The following is an 18,344-nucleotide window of genomic DNA, read 5'->3' as shown; positions in this document are numbered from 1 at the left end:
GATGCGAAGCAGCAGCGGCAGGAACAGCAGCGGAAACAACGGCGGGAGCCGTGGTGGCAACAGCGGCGGCCGCGGCAGCAGCGGTGGCGGCGGCCGGAGTGGTGGCGGCCGGGGCGGCAGCGGTGGCGGCGGTGCTCGCGGCGGAAGCGCCGGAGGCGGCCGCGGGAACTACCGGGGCGCCGGCAACGACCGTGACGACAAGCAGCAGGGCCGGCCGAGCAAGCCGCGCCCCGAGGAGCGGCGCTACGACGTGAGCCCCGCCGACGGCGGGCCGAAGAGGGGCCGGGGCGCGGCAGCGCGCGGCGGCGCCAAGGGCGGCCCCCGCACCTCCCAGGGCACCGGAGCCCGCGGCAGCGGTCGGGGCAGCGCCCCGTCGACCTCGCGGGAGTACGACGTCCGCCAGGAGGAGCGCAACCGCGACCGGTACGCGGGCAAGCCGACGGTCAAGACCCCCAAGACCTTCCCGGGCGCCGAGCAGGAGGGCGAGCGCCTCCAGAAGGTGCTCGCGCGGGCCGGTTACGGTTCCCGGCGCGCCTGCGAGGAGCTCGTCGAGCAGGCCAGGGTCGAGGTCAACGGCCAGATCGTGCTGGAGCAGGGTCTGCGCGTCGACACCGACAAGGACGAGATCAAGGTCGACGGCCTGACCGTGGCCACTCAGTCGTACCAGTTCTTCGCGCTGAACAAGCCGGCCGGTGTCGTCTCCACCATGGAGGACCCCGACGGCCGGCAGTGCCTGGGCGACTACACGAACAACCGCGAGACGCGGCTGTTCCACGTCGGGCGGCTCGACACGGAGACCGAGGGCATCATCCTGCTCACCAACCACGGAGAGCTGGCCCACCGCCTCACCCACCCCAAGTACGGCGTGAAGAAGACCTACCTCGCGCACATCGTGGGCCCGATCCCGCGTGACCTGGGCAAGCAGCTCAAGGACGGCATCCAGCTGGAGGACGGGTACGCGAAGGCGGACCACTTCCGCGTCGTCGAGCAGACCGGCAAGAACTACCTCGTCGAGGTCACCCTGCACGAGGGCCGTAAGCACATCGTGCGGCGCATGCTCGCGGAGGCCGGATTCCCGGTCGACAAGCTGGTGCGGGTCTCCTTCGGGCCGATCGCGCTGGGCGACCAGAAGTCGGGCTGGCTGCGACGCATGTCCAACACCGAGGTCGGCATGCTGATGCAGGAAGTCGACCTCTAGGAGCCCTGGCCCCGGCCCGGCTCTTGTGTGCGCCACCCCCTCTCTTTATAGTCGGTAAGACTATAAAGAGAGGGGGTGGTGTGCGTGCGGGGCTATGACAAGTACGCCTTCGAGCCCTTCGCCGTCACCGTCGATCTGGCCGTCTTCACGATCCGGGACGGCGTGCTGAGGGTGCTGCTCGTCGAGCGGGGACAGGACCCGTACGCGGGACGTCTGGCGCTGCCCGGCGGCTTCGTCCTCCCCGACGAGTCGGCCGAGACGGCGGCGGCGCGCGAACTGGCCGAGGAGACCGGCCTGTCCGACGTCACCGGGCTGCACCTGGAACAGCTGCGCACCTACAGCGACCCGGACCGCGACCCCCGTATGCGGGTCGTCTCCGTCGCGTTCGCGGCCCTCGTGCCCGACCCGCCGGACGTGCGCGGGGGCGGTGACGCCGCCCGCGCGGACTGGCTGCCGTACGGCACGGGCGCGTACGGCCCGCTCGCCTTCGACCACGACCGGATCCTCGCCGACGCGCATGACAGCGTCGGCACCCGCATCGAGAACACCTGCCTGGCCACCGCCTTCTGCCGGCCCGAGTTCACCCTCGGCGAGCTGCGCGGGGTCTACGAAGCGGTGTGGGGCGCCGGGCTCGACCCCGCGAACTTCCGCCGCAAGGTCCTCGCGACTCCCGGATTCGTCGAACCGGTGCATGGCGCCGCCCGGCTCACCGGCGGCCGCGGCAAACCCGCCGCGCTCTACAAGGCAGGACCCGCCACCGCCCTGCACCCGCCCCTGCTCAGGCCCCCCGCGGAAGGACGACCCTCATGAAGAAGCGTGCGGCGACCGGCTCTCTCGTCGGGCTCGCCCTGGGGGACGCGCTCGGCTTCCCGACCGAGTTCAACGACGTCCCCTCGATCCTCGCCAAGTTCGGGCCCTGGCGGCAGATGACCCTGCCCGAGCCCGCGATCGTCACCGACGACACACAGATGACGCTCGCCCTGGGGCGCGGTCTGCGCACCGCGATGGACCGCGGCATGCTCGCGCCCCTGCGCATGACGAGGCCCGTGCGCGAGGAGTTCATCGACTGGTACCAGTCACCGGAGAACAACCGCGCCCCCGGCAACACCTGCCTCCAGGCCTGCGACCTCCTCGCGCGCGGCAAGCCCTGGCGGGAGGCCAGCCGCATCGGGTCCAAGGGCTGCGGCGCCAACATGCGCGTCGCGCCCGTAGGCCTCGCCCCCGGACTCAGCGGCGAACAGCGCGCGGGCGCCGCCCAGTTGCAGTCCGCACTCACTCACGGCCACCCCTCGGCCCTCGCCGCGTCCGACCTCACCGCGCATGCCGTCCACCTCCTGGCGCAGGGCACGGAGCCGACCGGACTCGTCGGGATGCTGCGCTCGTACGCGTACGAGAACCGGCAGAAGTACCACGAGCCCTGGCTCGGCGACCTGTGGGCGCGGGCCGCCGACCCGAGCCCGGAGCACTTCATCGCGCGCGGCTGGGACGACTGCCTGGCCGTGCTCGAACGGCTCCAGGAGGCGCTGGCCTCGCCGTCGCCCGAGACCGACCCGTGCCTGGTCACCGGGGCGGGCTGGATCGCCGAGGAGGCGCTCGCCACGGGCCTGCTCTGCTTCCTGCTCTTCGTCGACGAACCCGTCACCGCTCTTCGCCGCGCCGCCTGCACCTCGGGCGACTCGGACTCGATCGCCTGCCTGACGGGGGCGTTCGCCGGGGCGTACCTGGGCGACGAGGTGTGGCCGACGGACTGGTCGGAACGTATCGAGTACCGCAGCGACCTGCTGTCGCTCGGGGCGCTCTGGGACGGTTGATCGATGACGACGTACGACAGAGAGGTCCTGAGCGCCGCCGGGGTGCCCGACGCGGAACTCGGCCGGATCGTCGCCGAGCAGGCGGACCCGCTGCTGTTCGCGACGGTGTCCGGGGCCCATCTCTACGGGTTCCCCTCCCAGGACTCGGATGTCGACCTGCGCGGTGTCCATCTGCTGCCCGCGGAGGCGCTCCTCGGCCTGCGCGAACCGGACGAGACCCGGTCCCGCATGTGGGACTCGGACGGTCTCGAGATGGATCTCGTGACACATGACCTGCGTAAATTCGTGCGTCTGCTGCTCCGGCGCAACGGCTACGTACTGGAGCAGCTGCTCTCCCCGCTGGTCGTGCACACCACCGACGCGCACGCCGAACTCGCCTCCCTCGCGCCCGGCGTGCTCACCAGCCACCACGCCCACCACTACCGGGGCTTCGCCAACACCCAGTGGCGCCTGTTCGACAGGACCCGGGAGCTGAAGCCGCTGCTTTACACCTTCCGGGCGCTGCTCACCGGCGTCTTCCTCATGCGTACCGGCGAGGTGCAGGCCCATCTGCCCACGCTCCTGGGCGAGTTGGATGCACCCTCATATCTGCCGGAGCTGATCGCGGCGAAGGCGGAGGCCGAGCACGGGGCGGCCGATGTCGGCCACGCGCGCGTGGCCGACGACATCGAGGCGCTGCACGCCGTCCTCGACGCCGCGCAGGAGGGCTCAGCGCTGCCGGACGCCCCGACCGTCCACGACGCCCTGCACGACCTCGTCGTACGGCTCCGGCTGACGGGCTGACGCTCGCCGGACCTCGAACAGGAAGTCCGCCACCCGCGCCCGGTCCGGCTCGGCCGGCAGCGGGGTGCGGGTGGCTGCCTCCTCCGCCTCGGCGCCCAGGCGCGCCATCCGGGCCACCACGTCGTCCCAGGAAACCTCGCCCCGCTTGACCGAGAGGAGCCCCTCGCGGTCCTCGCCGACGTCGAGCGTCAGCCGGCCGGTGCGGAGCAGGTCGCGGCAGGAGGCGAGCAGGCGCAGCAGATGCATCGCGTGCTTCCAGCGCGGGGCGCCGTACTGGCGGACGTCGGCGTAGAGCTTCTTGCGCTGACCCAGCGCGTAGCCGGTGAACGTGGCGTGGACCTGCTGGGACAGGAACACCCGGCGCAGGTCCAGCAGTTCGCGGCCGGTGTCGGTGACGTGCTCGACGAGTGGTGAGTGCAGGCACTCCAGGATGTTCGGATTGGCCCGCAGGGCGAGCTCGCAGAAGCGCTCGAGCTCCCAGGAGAACTGCTCGTCCGCCGGGCCGTCGGCATGCGTCGGCGGCTTCTCGAACCGCCAGAACATCGGCGTCGGCGCCACGAAGACGCCCCGGCGGTCGGTGTCGCTGCCGTCCGTGGCCAGGCCGAACGCCCGCGAACCCATCACGCAGGAGTAGATCGTGTGGTCGCGCACCAGGTCCAGGGCCTCTGTCATGGACGGAGCGTACGGGCCGTGCCCGGCCGGGGCGGACCGAATTTCCGGCGCCGTGGATCCGGCGCCGTCGATCTTCCGGAGGGCGGACCGGTGATCTTCCAGGGGTCGGGCCGGCCGGTGCTGCCCGAGTGGCGACAGGGTGTGGTTCGGGTCACATTGGCAGGGTCCGTGGGCTCCAGGAGCGAGCCCACGCAAGACTCCGAGAACATCCCGAAAGGCGTGACCATGGCGGGTAACAACGATCTGGGAAGCCTGCTCAGCGGCCTCCTCGGTGACAAGGCCGGCGGCTCGGCGGGCGGGGTCCTCACCTCGCTCCTGGCCGCGTTCACCCAGGGGCAGGGCGGCTCCGCGGGCAGCAACCCGCTGGGTGGCCTCCTGGAGACGCTCGCCAAGTCGGGCCTCGGCGGGCAGGCGCAGTCCTGGGTCGGCACCGGCGCGAACGAGCAGGTGACCCCGGACCAGGTCAAGGAGGCCCTGCCGGACGCCACGCTCCAGAAGGTGGCGGCGGAGTCGGGCGTCAGCCCGGACCAGGCGGCCCACGACATCGCGAAGGCCCTGCCCACCGCCGTCGACAAGCTGACCCCGCAGGGCGAGGTACCGACCCGCTCGCTCGACGAGCTGGCCAGGGAGCAGAATCTCTGACGTGCATCGCACCACCGCGCGGCGTCCGTCTCGGCAGGCGGGCGCCGCGCGCCGGTGTCCGCGGGCCTGACTAGGCTTGGCACCTCATCAGCCTGTACGTACGCGAGCAAGGAGCGACATCGTGGCGGTACGAGCGGTCCGGGGCGCCGTCCAACTCGATCGGGACGAAGCCGGACACATGGACGAGCAGGTCAGCGAGCTGCTCACCGCCATCCTCGAGCGGAACGGTCTGACCTCCGACGACCTGATCTCGATCTGGTTCACGGCCACGCCCGATCTGCACTCCGACTTCCCGGCGGCCGCCGCGCGCAAGCTGGGCATCGTCGACGTGCCGCTGATCTGCGCGCAGGAACTCGACATCGAGGGAGCGCTGCCGCGCGTCGTACGCGTCCTCGCCCACATCGAGTCCGAGCTGCCGAAGCCCGGGATCGCGCACGTGTACCTCGGCGCCGCCGCAGCCCTGCGCAAGGACATCGCCCAGTGAGAACCGCCCTCGTCATCGGCACCGGCCTCATCGGGACCTCCGCCGCCCAGGCGCTCGCCTCGCGCGGCGTGCACGTGCACCTCGCCGACCACGACCCGACGCAGGCCCGCACCGCCGCCGCGCTCGGAGCGGGCACCGACGAGGCGCCCGAGGGACCCGTGGACCTGTGCGTGGTGGCCGTGCCGCCCGCGCACGTCGCGACGACCCTCGCCGACGCGATGCGGCGCGGGGTGGCCCGCGGATACCTCGACGTCGCGAGCGTCAAGGGCGGCCCGCGCCGTGATCTCGAGGCACTCGGCCTCGACCTCAGCCCCTACATCGGTACGCACCCCATGTCGGGCCGCGAGCGCAGCGGGCCCCTGGCGGCCACCGCGGATCTCTTCGAGGGCCGCCCCTGGGTGCTGACGCCCACCCGGGACACCGACACCGAGGTCCTGAACCTCGCGCTGGAACTGGTCGCCCTGTGCCGCGCCGTCCCCGTCGTCATGGACGCGGACGCCCACGACCGCGCCGTCGCCCTCGTCTCCCACATGCCGCACCTGCTCTCCAGCATGGTCGCGGCACGCCTCGAGCACGCCGAGGAGTCGGCCGTACGCCTGTGCGGCCAGGGCATCCGGGACGTGACGCGCATCGCGGGCTCCGACCCCCGCATGTGGATCGACATCCTTTCCGCGAACCCGGGCCCGGTCGCCGACCTGCTCTCCGCGGTCTCCGCCGACCTCGACGAGACGGTCAGCGCCCTGCGCTCCCTCCAGTCCTCGGACGAGGCGAAGCGGAGCGAGGGCCTCACCGGCATCGAGGACGTCCTGCGCCGCGGGAACGCGGGCCAGGTCCGCGTCCCCGGAAAGCACGGCGCGGCCCCGGCGGCGTACGACACCGTGGCGGTCCTCATCTCCGACCAGCCCGGCGAGCTGGCCCGGATCTTCGCCGACGCGGGCGCCGCGGGGGTCAACGTCGAGGACGTCCGCATCGAGCACGCGACCGGCCAGCAGGCGGGCTTCGTCCAGCTGATGGTCCAGCCGGCCGCGGCCCCGAAGCTGACGGCGGCGCTGCGCGACCGCGGCTGGGCGATGCGCCAGTAGGGCCTGTCCTCAGGGGCTGTAAGGGCAGGGTGCTTGAGCCAGTAACCTTGTGCGGGGCGCCTTTGCGCCCCGCCTCCCTGTCCCGTGCACTGAGAAAGGTGTCCGCAGCCCCGTGGAAACCGCCGCAACCGCCGCAACCGCAGCCCCGGCAGCAGTGATCGTCGCCATCGACGGGCCCTCCGGCACGGGCAAGTCGAGCACCTCGAAGGCCGTCGCCGCCCAGCTCGGCCTCAGCTACCTGGACACCGGCGCCCAGTACCGGGCGATCACCTGGTGGATGGTGAGCAACGGCATAGACCTGACCGACCCGACGGCCATCGCCGCCGTGGCCGGCAAGGCCGAGATCGTCTCCGGCACCGACCCGTCCGCCCCGACGATCACGGTCGACGGCGCCGACGTCGCCGGTCCCATCCGCACCACCGAGGTCACCTCGAAGGTCAGCGCCGTCAGCGCCGTACCCGAGGTGCGTGCCCGCATCACCGAGCTGCAGCGTTCCATCGCCGCCTCGGCGGAGCAGGGCATCGTCGTCGAGGGGCGTGACATCGGTACGACCGTCCTGCCCGACGCCGACCTGAAGATCTTCCTCACCGCTTCGCCGGAGGCCCGCGCGGCCCGCCGCAGCGGTGAGCTCAAGGGCTCCGACGTGAAGGCGACCCAGGAGGCCCTGATCAAGCGGGACGCCGCGGACTCCAGCCGCAAGACGTCCCCGCTGGCCAAGGCCGACGACGCCGTCGAGGTGGACACCTCCGAGCTCACGCTCCAGCAGGTCATCGAGTGCGTCGTGACCCTCATCGGGGAGAAGCAGGCGGCGAAGTGACCGCGCCTTCCCCCTCGGAAAGAGGCGCGGAGGTCGGCCGCCGCATCGGGGTCGGTCTCATGTACGGGCTGTGGAAGCCCCGCGTCCTCGGCGCCTGGAAGGTCCCCGCGACCGGCCCGGTGATCCTGGCCGTCAACCACGCGCACAACGTCGACGGGCCGATGGTCATGGGCGTCGCGCCCAGGCCGACCCACTTCCTGATCAAGAAGGAAGCGTTCATCGGACCGCTCGGCACGTTCCTGGGCGCCATCGGCCAGGTCGAGGTGGACCGGTCGACGGCGGACCGTACGGCGATCACGCGCGCGCTGAGCGTGCTCGACGAGGGTGGAGTCCTCGGGATCTTCCCCGAGGGCACCCGAGGCGGCGGCGACTTCGCCTCCCTGCGGGCCGGCCTCGCCTACTTCGCCGTGCGCAGCGGGGCGCCCATCGTGCCGGTGGCTGTCCTGGGGAGCACCACGAAGCGCGGCCGGCTGATAAAGGCGCTGCCGCCGCTGCGCAGCCGCGTCGACGTCGTCTTCGGGGACCCGTTCCCGGCGGGCGACGGCAGCGGGCGGCGTACGCGCAAGGCGCTGGACGAGGCGACCGTGCGCATCCAGGAGCGGCTCACCGCCCACCTGGAAAACGCCAGGCGCCTCACCGGGCACTGAGCGAGACTTTCAGTAGTGGACCGCCGTAAGCGATCAGACGGTCCACCGATCACCACGATGAACGACGAGGTACGGACTTCATGAACGACCAGATCCAGCCGGAGGGCTCGGCCGAACACGAGCACGGGGCCCTTGGCGACGCGGAATACGCGGAGTTCATGGAGCTCGCCGCGGTAGAGGGCTTCGACATCGAGGACGTCGAGGGCGCGATCGAGGAGGCGGGCCACGGCCCGCTGCCCGCCCTCGCCGTCGTCGGCCGCCCCAATGTCGGCAAGTCGACCCTGGTGAACCGCATCATCGGCCGCCGCGAAGCCGTCGTCGAGGACAAGCCGGGCGTCACGCGCGACCGCGTCTCGTACGACGCCGAGTGGGCGGGCCGCCGCTTCCGGCTCGTCGACACGGGCGGCTGGGAGCAGGACGTCCTCGGCATCGACGCGTCCGTGGCCGCGCAGGCCGAGTACGCGATCGAGACCGCAGACGCCGTCGTCTTCGTCGTCGACGCGACGGTCGGCCCGACGGACACCGACCTCGCGGTCGTACGGCTGCTGCGCAAGGCCGGCAAGCCGGTCGTGCTGTGCGCCAACAAGGTGGACGGCCCGAGCGGCGAGGCGGACGCCACCGCCCTGTGGTCCCTCGGCCTCGGCGAGCCGTACCCGGTCTCGGCCCTGCACGGCCGCGGCACCGGCGACATGCTGGACGCCGTCATCGAGGCGCTCCCCGACGCCCCGGCGCAGACCTTCGGCACCGCGATCGGCGGCCCCCGCCGCGTCGCCCTCATCGGCCGCCCGAACGTCGGCAAGTCCTCCCTCCTGAACAAGGTGGCGAACGAGGACCGCGTCGTCGTGAACGAGCTGGCGGGCACCACCCGCGACCCGGTCGACGAGCTCATCGAGCTCGGCGGCAAGACCTGGAAGTTCGTCGACACGGCGGGCATCCGCAAGCGGGTCCACCTCCAGCAGGGCGCGGACTACTACGCCTCCCTGCGCACGGCCGCCGCCGTCGAGAAGGCGGAGGTCGCGGTCATCCTGATCGATTCGTCCGAGCCGATCTCGATCCAGGACCAGCGCATCGTGACGATGGCCGTCGAGGCGGGGCGCGCGATCGTCGTCGCGTACAACAAGTGGGACACGCTCGACGAGGAGCGGCGCTACTACCTGGAGCGCGAGATCGAGACGGAGCTCGCGCAGGTCGCGTGGGCGCCCCGGGTGAACGTGTCGGCGACGACCGGGCGCCACATGGAGAAGCTCGTCCCCGCGATCGAGACGGCCCTGGACAGCTGGGAGACCCGCGTTCCGACGGGCCGGCTCAACGCGTTCCTGGGTGAGCTGGTGGCCTCCCACCCGCACCCGGTCCGTGGCGGCAAGCAGCCCCGCATCCTCTTCGGCACGCAGGCCGGCACGAAGCCGCCGCGGTTCGTGCTCTTCGCCTCCGGCTTCATCGAGGCCGGCTACCGCCGGTACGTGGAGCGACGCCTCCGCGAGGAGTTCGGCTTCGAGGGGACGCCGATCCACATCTCTGTCCGGGTGCGCGAGAAGCGCGGCCGCAAGAAGTGAGCTAGCGCGCAGCGCCTAGCGCTCGCGGCGTGGACCGGGCGGCAGTGCGGCGGGGAGGTTGCTCCCGGAGCCGTGCTGCCGCCCGTTCGTCTGCCAGGAGACGGCCGGCGGCGAGCTGTGTGCGTGCTGGGGTTCGTGGTACGACGCGCTGTGCCGCCCGCTGCTGCTGTGGTGCAGGGCGTACGAGACCGAGCCGAACGCGGAGAACGAGAGGTTCTCCTCGCCGCTCCGGTCGCCCGGCAGGGCCCGGAAGGACCGGCGGTACTCCGAGTACAGGGCGTCGTAGATCGGTGTGGCCGAGCGGCCACCCGCGGATTCGTGGGTCCCGCGCATGGCGGGGATCGGGGTCGGGTACTGCGGGCGGCGAGGGAGGTCGTATGCGTGCACGTAGGTGCCAACGACCCGCACACCCTCACGGATGCGGCCCGGGCCGCGCTTTCGCAGGCCGCCGGGGGTGCGGGCGGCGCACGGGGAGATGCACGGGGAGGTGCACGGGCCGGACTCGGGGGCCCGGGTACGACCGTGGGCCGGGCGCGCGCCCGGCCCACGGTCACCTCGGCTGGTGACGGATCGTCACGTACCTGCCAGCGGCATCGTCGCGCCGACGAGCAGCCCGTTCGCCGCGGCCTTGTCGAGGGCGCCGCGGAGCAGGTCCTCGCGGGGCTGGCGGCCGATCGTGCCCGACGGGGCCGCGAAGACGAGGACGGAGTTCGTCTTGTTCGCCGCCGCGCGCCAGCTGTCGGTGACGTGCAGCGGCTGGTGCGCCTGCCACCAGGCGACCTGACCCGCGCCGCCGGTGCCGGCGCCGGGCTGGAGGACGGCGTGCAGCTGGCCCATGGCGAGCAGCACGGACCAGCCGTGCAGCACCGGCGGCACCTGGCCGACCTGGGCGGTCGGCGTGAAGCCCTGCTCCACGAGGAGGGTCAGGAACTCGTCGATGCCGCGCGTCGAGCCGGGACGGGCGATCGGCCCGGTCGGCTCGACGACGAGCGCGGGGTGCAGCTCACCGGAGATCAGGACGAGCCCACTGGTCACGCCGAGCACGGCCTGCTCCGGGACGGCCTGCCCGGGGAAGGACTGCGCCGACAGCGAGGGGGCGGGGGAGGCGGCGGCGGGTGCGCCGCCGTCGCCGGTGATGGAACGTACCGCTCCCTGCAGCTGCTCCTCGGACACCTGGACGACCTGAGAGGGCAGGCAGGTGGAGTGGGCGAAGGCGAGGACGGCGGTCTCGTCGCCGATGAACAGGACGCTGCTGGTGCGCTCCTGTTCCGAATCGCCCGGAGTACGGCAGGACGTGCAGTCGTACGTACCCGGGGCGTTCTCTCCGGCGAGCAGCCGGTCGGCTTCTTCGTCGCCGATCTCGGCGCGTACCTCGTCGCTGACGTCGAGCATGCGCGGCACGGGTGGCTCCTCGGATTCGGTGTGTTGCTGCGTCGAATGCGGCCGGGCGGTCCCCGGCTCATAAAGGAGACAACGGATGATCTGTGCCAAGGGTCACGCCTGGAAGGGGACGGAATCGACCCATCCGGCGCACGGCGAGAGCCGACCGCCGGAATCGGTCGCCCCGCATCAACTCCCGTTGTGTGCAGGGGAATTGGCGGGAAGGGGTGAGTCGCAGGTCGGCATGCCCACAGGTCGACAAATACTGAAATCGCGTAATGAAACAGGTGGCTGAAAATAGTCGCTGCCGGTCAGAAGTGGCCGACAGGGTGGGGCTGACCGGGTGGGGGCCGGGTCGTGCCGGGCGCGGCACGGCGGAGGTGCCGGATCGCCTGCATAGCGTGACGCGATGCGTCCCACGTCCGTGACCCGTACGCGCCCCGCACGCCGCTTCCTTCTCGCGGCCCTGCCGGCCCTGTTCGCCGCCACGCTCACCCCCGCGGCCGCGGCCGCGTCCGCCGCCCCGCCGCCACCGGTCTCGGGCCCCGGGCATCCGACCCTCGATCTGAGGGACTGCGTCAAGGATCACTGGCCCTGGGGCTGCCTCGCCGAGTGCGAGAGCAGCGGACGCTGGCACATCAACAGCGGCAACTCCTACTACGGGGGGCTGCAGTTCCGGCAGTCGACCTGGAAGGAGCACGGCGGGCTCCTCTACGCCCCGCGCGCGGACCTCGCGACCCGTGCCGAACAGATCGCGGTCGCCGAGGAGGTGCTGCGCACCCAGGGCTGGCGTGCCTGGCCCGTCTGCTCCAAGGTCCTCAAGCTCGACGGCCGGGTCCATGTGGTCAAGTGGGGCGAGACTCTCATCTCGATCGCCGCGCGCCACCGCGTCAAGGGTGGCTGGCAGGCGCTCTACAAGGCCAACAGGAAGATGGTCGGGGCCCACCCCGACCACCTCAACGCCGGGACCGTGCTGCTCATCCCCAAGGCGTCGGCCAAGAGCCTCGGCTGAGCTCGGCGGCTTCGGCGGCTTGGACGGCCTCACCGGCGAACAGGGCGGCGCCGCGCCGCAGTTCGGGTGGATCACTCAAGCGGGTGACATGACCACGAACCGCTTCATGGCCCTCCACCTCTCCCACCTGCCTTGATGTCGTAAAACGTCAAAAGGTTCCACGAATCGTCTCTCAATCACGCATCTGTTCTGGAACAAGATGATGATGACGCCCAACCTCTGCCTACGCACCCCTGTCTAACCCTGCGGTAGGCGGACGAGACGGACTGTCCGCGAGGAACAGTGGAATACGGGGACGCATGCAGATCTCTTTCCTGATTCACAACGCGTACGGAATCGGAGGGACGATTCGGACGACGTACAACCTCGCGAACACGCTTGCCGAACAGCACGACGTCGAGGTGGTCTCCGTCCTGCGCCACCGCGACGAGCCGGTCTTCAGGCCCGACCCGAGGGTCCGGGTGAGGCACCTCGTCGACATCCGCAAGGGCACAGAGGGCTACGAGGGCGACAGCCCCGAGTACGGCACCCCCGCCGCGACGTTCCCGCGCGCCGAGGGCCGCTACGGCCAGTACAACGCGCTCACCGACCGGCGGATCGCCGAGCATCTGCGCGCGGTCGACGCCGACGTCGTCGTCGGCACCCGCCCGGGACTCAATGTGCACCTGGCCCGCCAGACCCGGCGCGGCCCCCTGCGCGTCGGCCAGGAACACCTCACGCTCGACAGCCACCCGGCCGCGCTGCGGCGGCAGTTGCGCGCGGTCTACCCGCGGCTCGACGCGCTCACCACGACCACGGAGGCCGACGCCCGTGCCTACCGCGCGAAGATGCGGCTGCCCGGTGTGCGGATCGAGGCCGTGCCGAACCCCGTACCCGCGCCCGGCGTCGAGCCCGCGGACGGCTCCGGCAAGTGGGTCGTCGCGGCCGGCCGGCTCGCGCCGGTGAAGCGGTACGACCTGCTGGTGCGGGCCTTCGACCAGGTCCGCGCCGAGCGGCCCGACTGGCGCCTGCGGATCTACGGCAGCGGCAAGCAGAAGGACAAGCTCCGCGCCCTGATCGACGAACTCGGTCTCTACAACCACGTGTTCCTCATGGGCCCCGCCCACCCCATCGAACCGGAGTGGGCGAAAGGTTCCATCGCCGCCGTCACCTCCAGCCTGGAGTCGTTCGGCATGACCATCGTCGAGGCGATGCGCTGCGGCCTCCCGGTGGTCGCCACCGACTGTCCGCACGGCCCTGGCGAAATCATCGACAACGGTGTCGACGGGCGCCTGGTCGAGGTCGGAAACGTCGAGGCGATCTCCGGCGGCCTCCTCGAACTGATCAACAACGACGCGCTGCGCGCCAGGATGGCGAGCGCCGCCCTCAAGGACTCCGAGCGGTTCGACCCGGCGCACATCGCCGAGCGCTACGAATCGCTGTTCGGCTCGCTGACGGCCCGCCGCGGCCGGGGCCTTCTGCACCGCACCCGCGGCGCGCTGCTCGGGGGCACGTACGCACTACGGGACGCGGGGCGTTCCGCGTTCACGGCCCAGGGAACGTCACAGAGAAAGGGGCGCACGGCATGACGCCGACAGCTTCGGCAGACTTCTCGGCCTCGGCTGCCTCGGCTGCCTCGGCCGCCTCGTCCGGGCACTCCGAAGGCGACGGGGCCACGGCGCCCCGCGCCGACTGCATCGCCGACTCGGCGGGCGGTCTCACCTTCGACGTCACGGACCACGGCGGGCCCGACCCGGCCCATCTGGTCCTCACCGAGCGGGACAGCGGCGAGGACGTGCGGCTGCCGCTGACCCCGGCGGGCGACGGCAGACTCCGTGCGGCGCTGCCCAGCAGCGTCCGGCTGGCCGAGGGGCGCTGGGACGTCTTCGCGCAGGTGGCCGGCGAGGAGCCGCAGCGCCTGGCCCCGGGCCTCAACGACCTGCGGTCCCTCGTCGACCGCGTGCCCAGCGGCTCCCGCGGCTTCGTCGCCGTCCGCATCCCTTACGCGACCAAGCACGGCAACCTCACGGTGCGCAGCTGGCTGCGCGCCCCGCACGCCGAGGCGGGCGAACTGCTCATCGCGGACGGCCAGATGACCGTCAGCGGCCGCGTCTACGGCACCGCGATCACCCCCAAGGCGTACGCGGAGATACGTTCACGTAAGGACGGCGGGGCCGCCCTGCGCAGTGAACTGGCCCCGCACGGCGACGAGTTCACCTTCCGCGTCGGGTACGAGGAGCTGGACGCGGGACGCTGGGACCTGTGGGTGCGCCCGGAGGGCGAGGACGGACTCGCGGTGCGGGTCGCCCGGCTCCTGGACGACGTCGCGGACAAGAAGCCGATCTTCACCTACCCGACCGCACGCCTCGACACCGAGCGTGGCCGGATCGCGGTCGAGCCGTACTACACGAGCGACAACGACCTGGCGGTCCTCGTGACCACCGCGACCGCCGAGTAGCCCGCGCACGGCGCCCTTGCGGACCCTGGCCGTCCGCAAGGGCCGGCGGACTCGAACCCGACGGGCTCACCGGACGGGCGCACGGACGCGATCAGGACCGCTCGGGGTCGTCCGTTCCGGGCTGGAGAACGGGCCGGCTCAGCCGACGGGACGACGCGAACGCCGGATGGTGCAGATCGAAGGCCGGCGACTCGGAGCGGATCCGGGGCAGCGTGAGGAAGTTGTGCCGCGGCGCCGGGCACGGTGTCGCCCACTCCAGCGAACGCCCGTAGCCCCATGGGTCGTCCACGTCGACCTTCTCGCCGTATCTGGCCGTCTTCCAGACGTTGTAGAGGAACGGCAGCGTGGAGAAGCCGAGCAGGAACGAGCCGATGGTCGACAGGGTGTTGAGCGCCGTGAACCCGTCGGCCGCCAGATAGTCCGCGTACCGCCTCGGCATGCCCTCGGCGCCGAGCCAGTGCTGCACCAGGAACGTGGTGTGGAAGCCGACGAACAGCGTCCAGAACTGGATCTTCCCGAGCCGCTCGTCGAGCATCTTCCCGGTGAACTTCGGCCACCAGAAGTAGAAGCCGCCGAACGTCGCGAAGACGACCGTGCCGAACACGACGTAGTGGAAGTGCGCGACCACGAAGTACGAGTCCGTCACATGGAAGTCCAGCGGCGGCACGGCGAGGATGACGCCGGTCAGACCGCCGAACAGGAACGTCACCAGGAAGCCGACGGACCACAGCATCGGGGTCTCGAACGACAGGGACCCGTTGATCATCGTCCCGATCCAGTTGAAGAACTTCACGCCCGTGGGCACCGCGATCAGGAACGTCATGAACGAGAAGAACGGCAGGAGCACCCCGCCTGTCACGAACATGTGGTGCGCCCACACGACGATCGACAGCCCGGTGATGGCCATCGTCGCGCCGACCAGCATCGAGTAGCCCCAGATCGGCTTGCGGCTGAAGACCGGGAGGATCTCGGAGACGATGCCGAAGAACGGCAGCGCGATGATGTAGACCTCAGGATGGCCGAAGAACCAGAAGAGGTGCTGCCACAGCAGCGCACCCCCGAACTGGGCCTCGAAGACCACGGCCCCGAAGCGCCGGTCCGCCTCCAGGACGAGCAGCGCCGCGGCGAGCACCGGGAAGGCCATCAGCACGAGGATCGACGTGAACAGCGTGTTCCACGTGAAGATCGGCATCCGGAACATCGTCATGCCGGGCGCCCGCATCCCGATGATGGTCGTCAGGAAGTTCACCGCGCCGAGGATCGTGCCGAAGCCCGCGAGCGCCAGACCCATGATCCACATATCGGCTCCGACGCCTGGCGAGCGTGTCAGGCTGTTCAGCGGGGCGTACGCGAACCAGCCGAAGTCCGCGGCCCCGCCGGGCACCATCAGCGAGCCGATCACGATCAGCCCGCCGAACAGGAACAGCCAGTACGAGAACATGTTGAGCCGGGGGAACGCCACATCGGGGGCGCCGATCTGCAGCGGCATGATCTCGTTGGCGAAGCCCGCGAAGGTCGGGGTCGCGAAGAGCAGCAGCATGATCGTGCCGTGCATCGTGAAGAGCTGGTTGTACTGCTCGTTGGACAGCATCTGAAGCCCGGGCCGCGCGAGCTCCGCACGCATCAGGAGCGCCATGACGCCGCCGGCGAGGAAGAACGCGAACGACGTGATCAGGTAGAGGTGGCCGATCTTCTTGTGATCCGTGGTGGTCAGCCAGTCCACGACGATCCGGCCCGGCGTCTTCGTCCGCGCCACTCCTGGTGCCGGCTGCACGGGCTGCACGTCCGTCGTACCCATCGCTTGCCCCCTCGCTTCTCGCGCCCCGGGCCTGCCTCGAGCACACGCCATGATGCTCGCGCCCCCACCGACTCCGACAGGGGGCGTACGGGAGCTCTGTGTCGCGTTCATGCAATTCCGATGGGGCGTCAACTGGTGAAGAGCGTCCGGGAATCCGAATTGGGCGGGTCCCGGACACGGTCGTGGCGCCATTTCCGGGCACGTTATCCGGACCCTTTCTGTGAAGTCGCGGAATTATGCCGTGGCGCGCGCAGAACGTGCGCAGAAGGAGCATCGAATCGCTCGTACGTGTGACGGAGTTCGAGTGAAACGCGTGTCGTGGACCTGTGACAAAAGCGTGACCGGAGGGGGACCGGTGACGGGATGTGGTCCGCCCTGGTGTCAGGCGGCGCGGCCGCCTAACGTGGTGGTCATGGCACCCATTCCGACCCCTCCCGCAGAACCCCAGGACACCCTCGGCACGTACGTCGGCCTCGATGCGCCGGGCGCCGAGCGGCGGGCCCGTGAGCGCGGCTGGTCCACGGTCAGGTCGCTGCCCCCGGGCGCGATCATCACCATGGAGTACCGCGCGGGACGGCTGAACTTCGAGGTGGCCGACGGCACCGTGACCCGCTGCTGGAAGGGCTGACAGGGCAGGCAAGCAGCGCGAAGGCCCCCGGTTCCGTGACGGAACCGGGGGCCTTCGGCGTGCGGGGATCAGGCTGTGCGTACCGGCCCCGCGGCCTGCGGCGCTCGCGCGCGTACGGCGGTCAGCCGCCGGCGACCGGGCGGGCGGCCGACGTGGTGCCGCGCGGTACGCGGTCCGCGTGCGGCGGCCTGCGGCTGCCGGCCGGGGTGACCGGGGTGCGCTCGGAGCGCGCGGTGTGCGGACCCGGGGCGAGCAGACCCGGGGGCCGTACCGCCCGCGCGGTGCCGACCGGCTCGCGTACCGGCGGCTCCTCCGACGCCGGCGGGGCGGCGCGCTGCGGAACCAGCGTGGGCGTGGCGGCGGCCGGGGCGGGCGCAGGGAGCGCACCGGAGCGGCGGTTGCGCCACAGCTCGCGCAGGGTGAAGATCCACGCCTCGACCTGTGCGATCAGCGGTTCGACCCAGGGCAGTGCGAGCAGGATGAGCAGACCCGCGGCCCAGCCGAGGAAGACGTCGCTGATCCAGTGCGTACCGAGGTACACGGTGGTCAGGCCGACGCTGAGCGAGATCACGGCGGAGGCGGCCGACAGCCAGCGCCTGGCGCGCGGCGTCGAGGCCAGATAGGCGAGGATTCCCCAGGTCACCACGGCGTTGGCGGTGTGGCCGGAAGGAAATATATCGCCGCCCTGCCACATCTCGTTCGAGCCGATCGTGGTCGCGTAGTGCGGGCCGAGGCGGCCCATGCCGAGCTTGGCGGCGCCCACGGTGATGTTCAGGAGCAGCAGCGCTGCACCGAACATGAGGAGCGGCCGCAGCGTGTGCTGACGCCAGGAGCGCCAGCCGAGCCAGGCCATGACCATGACCGCGGTCGGTCCGCGCTGCCCGAGCACGACCCAGTAGTCCAGGAACGCGTGGATCTCGGGCCACTGCTGGTACGGCCGGAAGAACATGACCTGCCAGTCGAACGTGACCAGCCAGGACGTGATCAGCACGGCCACCACGATGGCGAGATAGAAGGACAGGGTGGCTCCGAAGAGCACGACCCTGTGCCGGCTCATCCTGGGCACATCCAGGTTGACCGGTCGTTCCGGCTCACGGTCGAGGCGGGCGAAGAGCCGCTCCAGACGGGTGAGGTTTCGTTCGGTACGCACCCAATCGACGCTACAGCGAGTGAGTGCCGAACCCGGCCGAATCACTCGGTTTGTGATGACGATGTGATGTGGGATTGCTCTCAACCGGGCGTTTATTCCTGTGGATATCACTATCCGACCGGGGCATCGCCTTCAATTTCATTGATCATTTCTTGTATTCGTTTTTCGCCGCGCCCTAATTCGTTCACCGACGGCTTCCTTGGATTTTCCCGTCCGATCACTCGGGGCGATCGGGCCGGCCTCCCGGGGC

The 18,344-nt window shown here is 71.0% G+C and carries 19 protein-coding genes; 14 read left to right on the top strand and 5 right to left on the bottom strand.

Annotated features, from left to right (window positions below; translation table 11 throughout):
• The first annotated feature begins 1 nt into the window (after position 1).
• The 4 genes from ACIPWY_RS33870 (at position 2) to ACIPWY_RS33855 (ending at position 3,792) form a co-directional block, all read left to right on the top strand.
• Complete coding sequence (locus ACIPWY_RS33870) at positions 2-1,198, top strand: pseudouridine synthase (protein WP_362909660.1); 1,197 nt, start codon at positions 2-4, stop codon at positions 1,196-1,198.
• 78 nt (positions 1,199-1,276) lie between these two features.
• Positions 1,277-2,008: an NUDIX domain-containing protein gene (locus tag ACIPWY_RS33865; protein ID WP_362909752.1), complete on the top strand. Its 732-nt coding sequence runs from the start codon at positions 1,277-1,279 to the stop codon at positions 2,006-2,008.
• Positions 2,005-3,009, top strand: coding sequence for an ADP-ribosylglycohydrolase family protein (locus tag ACIPWY_RS33860; RefSeq protein ID WP_393704721.1), 1,005 nt, complete (start codon positions 2,005-2,007; stop codon positions 3,007-3,009). Before ACIPWY_RS33865 ends, ACIPWY_RS33860 begins: the two co-directional genes overlap by 4 nt.
• 3 nt (positions 3,010-3,012) lie before the next feature.
• Positions 3,013-3,792 carry a DNA polymerase beta superfamily protein gene (locus tag ACIPWY_RS33855; RefSeq protein WP_393704723.1) on the top strand — a complete coding sequence of 260 codons (780 nt, stop codon included), beginning with the start codon at positions 3,013-3,015 and terminating at the stop codon, positions 3,790-3,792.
• Here the strand turns inward: ACIPWY_RS33855 and ACIPWY_RS33850 are convergent.
• Complete coding sequence (locus ACIPWY_RS33850; RefSeq protein ID WP_393704725.1) at positions 3,718-4,464, bottom strand: DNA polymerase beta superfamily protein; 747 nt, start codon at positions 4,462-4,464, stop codon at positions 3,718-3,720. The genes ACIPWY_RS33855 and ACIPWY_RS33850 overlap by 75 nt on opposite strands.
• A gap of 168 nt (positions 4,465-4,632) precedes the next feature.
• Here ACIPWY_RS33850 and ACIPWY_RS33845 point away from each other — a divergent pair, with 168 nt between their 5' ends.
• The 6 genes from ACIPWY_RS33845 (at position 4,633) to der (ending at position 9,689) form a co-directional block, all read left to right on the top strand.
• Positions 4,633-5,106, top strand: coding sequence for a YidB family protein (locus ACIPWY_RS33845; protein ID WP_393704727.1), 474 nt, complete (start codon positions 4,633-4,635; stop codon positions 5,104-5,106).
• A gap of 121 nt (positions 5,107-5,227) precedes the next feature.
• On the top strand, positions 5,228-5,590 hold the full coding sequence (aroH, locus tag ACIPWY_RS33840) for a chorismate mutase (RefSeq protein ID WP_362909670.1): 363 nt from the start codon (positions 5,228-5,230) through the stop codon (positions 5,588-5,590).
• Complete coding sequence (locus ACIPWY_RS33835) at positions 5,587-6,672, top strand: prephenate dehydrogenase (RefSeq protein ID WP_393704729.1); 1,086 nt, start codon at positions 5,587-5,589, stop codon at positions 6,670-6,672. The genes aroH and ACIPWY_RS33835 overlap by 4 nt, the downstream gene beginning before the upstream one ends.
• Positions 6,673-6,784: 112 nt before the next feature.
• A complete protein-coding gene (gene cmk, locus ACIPWY_RS33830; RefSeq protein WP_362909674.1) occupies positions 6,785-7,489 on the top strand; it encodes a (d)CMP kinase in 705 nt (234 codons plus the stop codon).
• A gap of 59 nt (positions 7,490-7,548) precedes the next feature.
• Positions 7,549-8,136 carry a lysophospholipid acyltransferase family protein gene (locus tag ACIPWY_RS33825; RefSeq protein ID WP_362909754.1) on the top strand — a complete coding sequence of 196 codons (588 nt, stop codon included), beginning with the start codon at positions 7,549-7,551 and terminating at the stop codon, positions 8,134-8,136.
• 80 nt (positions 8,137-8,216) lie between these two features.
• A complete protein-coding gene (gene der / locus ACIPWY_RS33820; RefSeq protein WP_362909676.1) occupies positions 8,217-9,689 on the top strand; it encodes a ribosome biogenesis GTPase Der in 1,473 nt (490 codons plus the stop codon).
• Positions 9,690-9,704: 15 nt separating this feature from the next.
• Here der and ACIPWY_RS33815 read toward each other — a convergent pair whose 3' ends face one another.
• Together ACIPWY_RS33815 and ACIPWY_RS33810 are read right to left on the bottom strand one after the other, a co-directional pair.
• The gene (locus ACIPWY_RS33815; RefSeq protein WP_393704732.1) at positions 9,705-10,022 is read right to left on the bottom strand and encodes a hypothetical protein; all 318 of its coding nucleotides are present in this window, start codon (positions 10,020-10,022) and stop codon (positions 9,705-9,707) included.
• A 240-nt stretch (positions 10,023-10,262) separates the two neighbouring features.
• Positions 10,263-11,090: a hypothetical protein gene (locus tag ACIPWY_RS33810; RefSeq protein ID WP_393704734.1), complete on the bottom strand. Its 828-nt coding sequence runs from the start codon at positions 11,088-11,090 to the stop codon at positions 10,263-10,265.
• Between the two features lie 388 nt (positions 11,091-11,478).
• Between ACIPWY_RS33810 and ACIPWY_RS33805 the strand changes: the two genes are divergently transcribed.
• The 3 genes from ACIPWY_RS33805 to ACIPWY_RS33795 all read left to right on the top strand — a co-directional run bounded on the left by ACIPWY_RS33805 (position 11,479) and on the right by ACIPWY_RS33795 (position 14,518).
• Complete coding sequence (locus ACIPWY_RS33805) at positions 11,479-12,081, top strand: transglycosylase family protein (protein ID WP_393704736.1); 603 nt, start codon at positions 11,479-11,481, stop codon at positions 12,079-12,081.
• 299 nt (positions 12,082-12,380) lie between these two features.
• Positions 12,381-13,649, top strand: coding sequence for a glycosyltransferase family 4 protein (locus ACIPWY_RS33800; protein WP_362909683.1), 1,269 nt, complete (start codon positions 12,381-12,383; stop codon positions 13,647-13,649).
• The gene (locus ACIPWY_RS33795) at positions 13,646-14,518 is read left to right on the top strand and encodes a hypothetical protein (RefSeq protein ID WP_393704739.1); all 873 of its coding nucleotides are present in this window, start codon (positions 13,646-13,648) and stop codon (positions 14,516-14,518) included. Before ACIPWY_RS33800 ends, ACIPWY_RS33795 begins: the two co-directional genes overlap by 4 nt.
• A 91-nt stretch (positions 14,519-14,609) precedes the next feature.
• On the opposite strand, the gene ctaD is transcribed toward ACIPWY_RS33795, so the two are convergent.
• Positions 14,610-16,316 (bottom strand): cytochrome c oxidase subunit I, encoded by a 1,707-nt coding sequence (ctaD, locus tag ACIPWY_RS33790; protein ID WP_362909687.1) that lies wholly within the window; start codon positions 16,314-16,316, stop codon positions 14,610-14,612.
• A gap of 412 nt (positions 16,317-16,728) precedes the next feature.
• On the opposite strand from ctaD, the gene ACIPWY_RS33785 reads away from it, so the two are divergent.
• Positions 16,729-16,944, top strand: a complete 216-nt coding sequence (locus ACIPWY_RS33785) for an I78 family peptidase inhibitor (protein WP_393704741.1) — start codon at positions 16,729-16,731, stop codon at positions 16,942-16,944.
• 121 nt (positions 16,945-17,065) lie between these two features.
• Here the strand turns inward: ACIPWY_RS33785 and ACIPWY_RS33780 are convergent, their stop codons facing one another.
• The gene (locus ACIPWY_RS33780) at positions 17,066-18,094 is read right to left on the bottom strand and encodes a phosphatase PAP2 family protein (protein WP_362909691.1); all 1,029 of its coding nucleotides are present in this window, start codon (positions 18,092-18,094) and stop codon (positions 17,066-17,068) included.
• Between the last annotated feature and the right edge of the window lie 250 nt (positions 18,095-18,344).

The sequence above is a fragment of the Streptomyces sp. NPDC090032 genome, from assembly GCF_044748025.1.
GTDB lineage: Bacteria > Actinomycetota > Actinomycetes > Streptomycetales > Streptomycetaceae > Streptomyces.
This window is presented reverse-complemented; position numbering and strand designations above follow the sequence as displayed.

What these genes read in the sequence shown, in the direction of transcription:
- ACIPWY_RS33800 (WP_362909683.1), top strand. Translation starts at nt 12,381, where the DNA reads ATGCAGATCTCTTTCCTGATTCACAACGCGTACGGAATCGGAGGGACG.
- ACIPWY_RS33785 (WP_393704741.1), top strand. Translation starts at nt 16,729, where the DNA reads ATGGCACCCATTCCGACCCCTCCCGCAGAACCCCAGGACACCCTCGGC.
- ACIPWY_RS33815 (WP_393704732.1), bottom strand. Translation starts at nt 10,022, where the DNA reads ATGCGCGGGACCCACGAATCCGCGGGTGGCCGCTCGGCCACACCGATC.
- der (WP_362909676.1), top strand. Translation starts at nt 8,217, where the DNA reads ATGAACGACCAGATCCAGCCGGAGGGCTCGGCCGAACACGAGCACGGG.
- ACIPWY_RS33855 (WP_393704723.1), top strand. Translation starts at nt 3,013, where the DNA reads ATGACGACGTACGACAGAGAGGTCCTGAGCGCCGCCGGGGTGCCCGAC.
- ctaD (WP_362909687.1), bottom strand. Translation starts at nt 16,316, where the DNA reads ATGGGTACGACGGACGTGCAGCCCGTGCAGCCGGCACCAGGAGTGGCG.
- ACIPWY_RS33860 (WP_393704721.1), top strand. Translation starts at nt 2,005, where the DNA reads ATGAAGAAGCGTGCGGCGACCGGCTCTCTCGTCGGGCTCGCCCTGGGG.
- ACIPWY_RS33805 (WP_393704736.1), top strand. Translation starts at nt 11,479, where the DNA reads ATGCGTCCCACGTCCGTGACCCGTACGCGCCCCGCACGCCGCTTCCTT.
- ACIPWY_RS33850 (WP_393704725.1), bottom strand. Translation starts at nt 4,464, where the DNA reads ATGACAGAGGCCCTGGACCTGGTGCGCGACCACACGATCTACTCCTGC.
- ACIPWY_RS33795 (WP_393704739.1), top strand. Translation starts at nt 13,646, where the DNA reads ATGACGCCGACAGCTTCGGCAGACTTCTCGGCCTCGGCTGCCTCGGCT.
- ACIPWY_RS33825 (WP_362909754.1), top strand. Translation starts at nt 7,549, where the DNA reads ATGTACGGGCTGTGGAAGCCCCGCGTCCTCGGCGCCTGGAAGGTCCCC.
- ACIPWY_RS33870 (WP_362909660.1), top strand. Translation starts at nt 2, where the DNA reads ATGCGAAGCAGCAGCGGCAGGAACAGCAGCGGAAACAACGGCGGGAGC.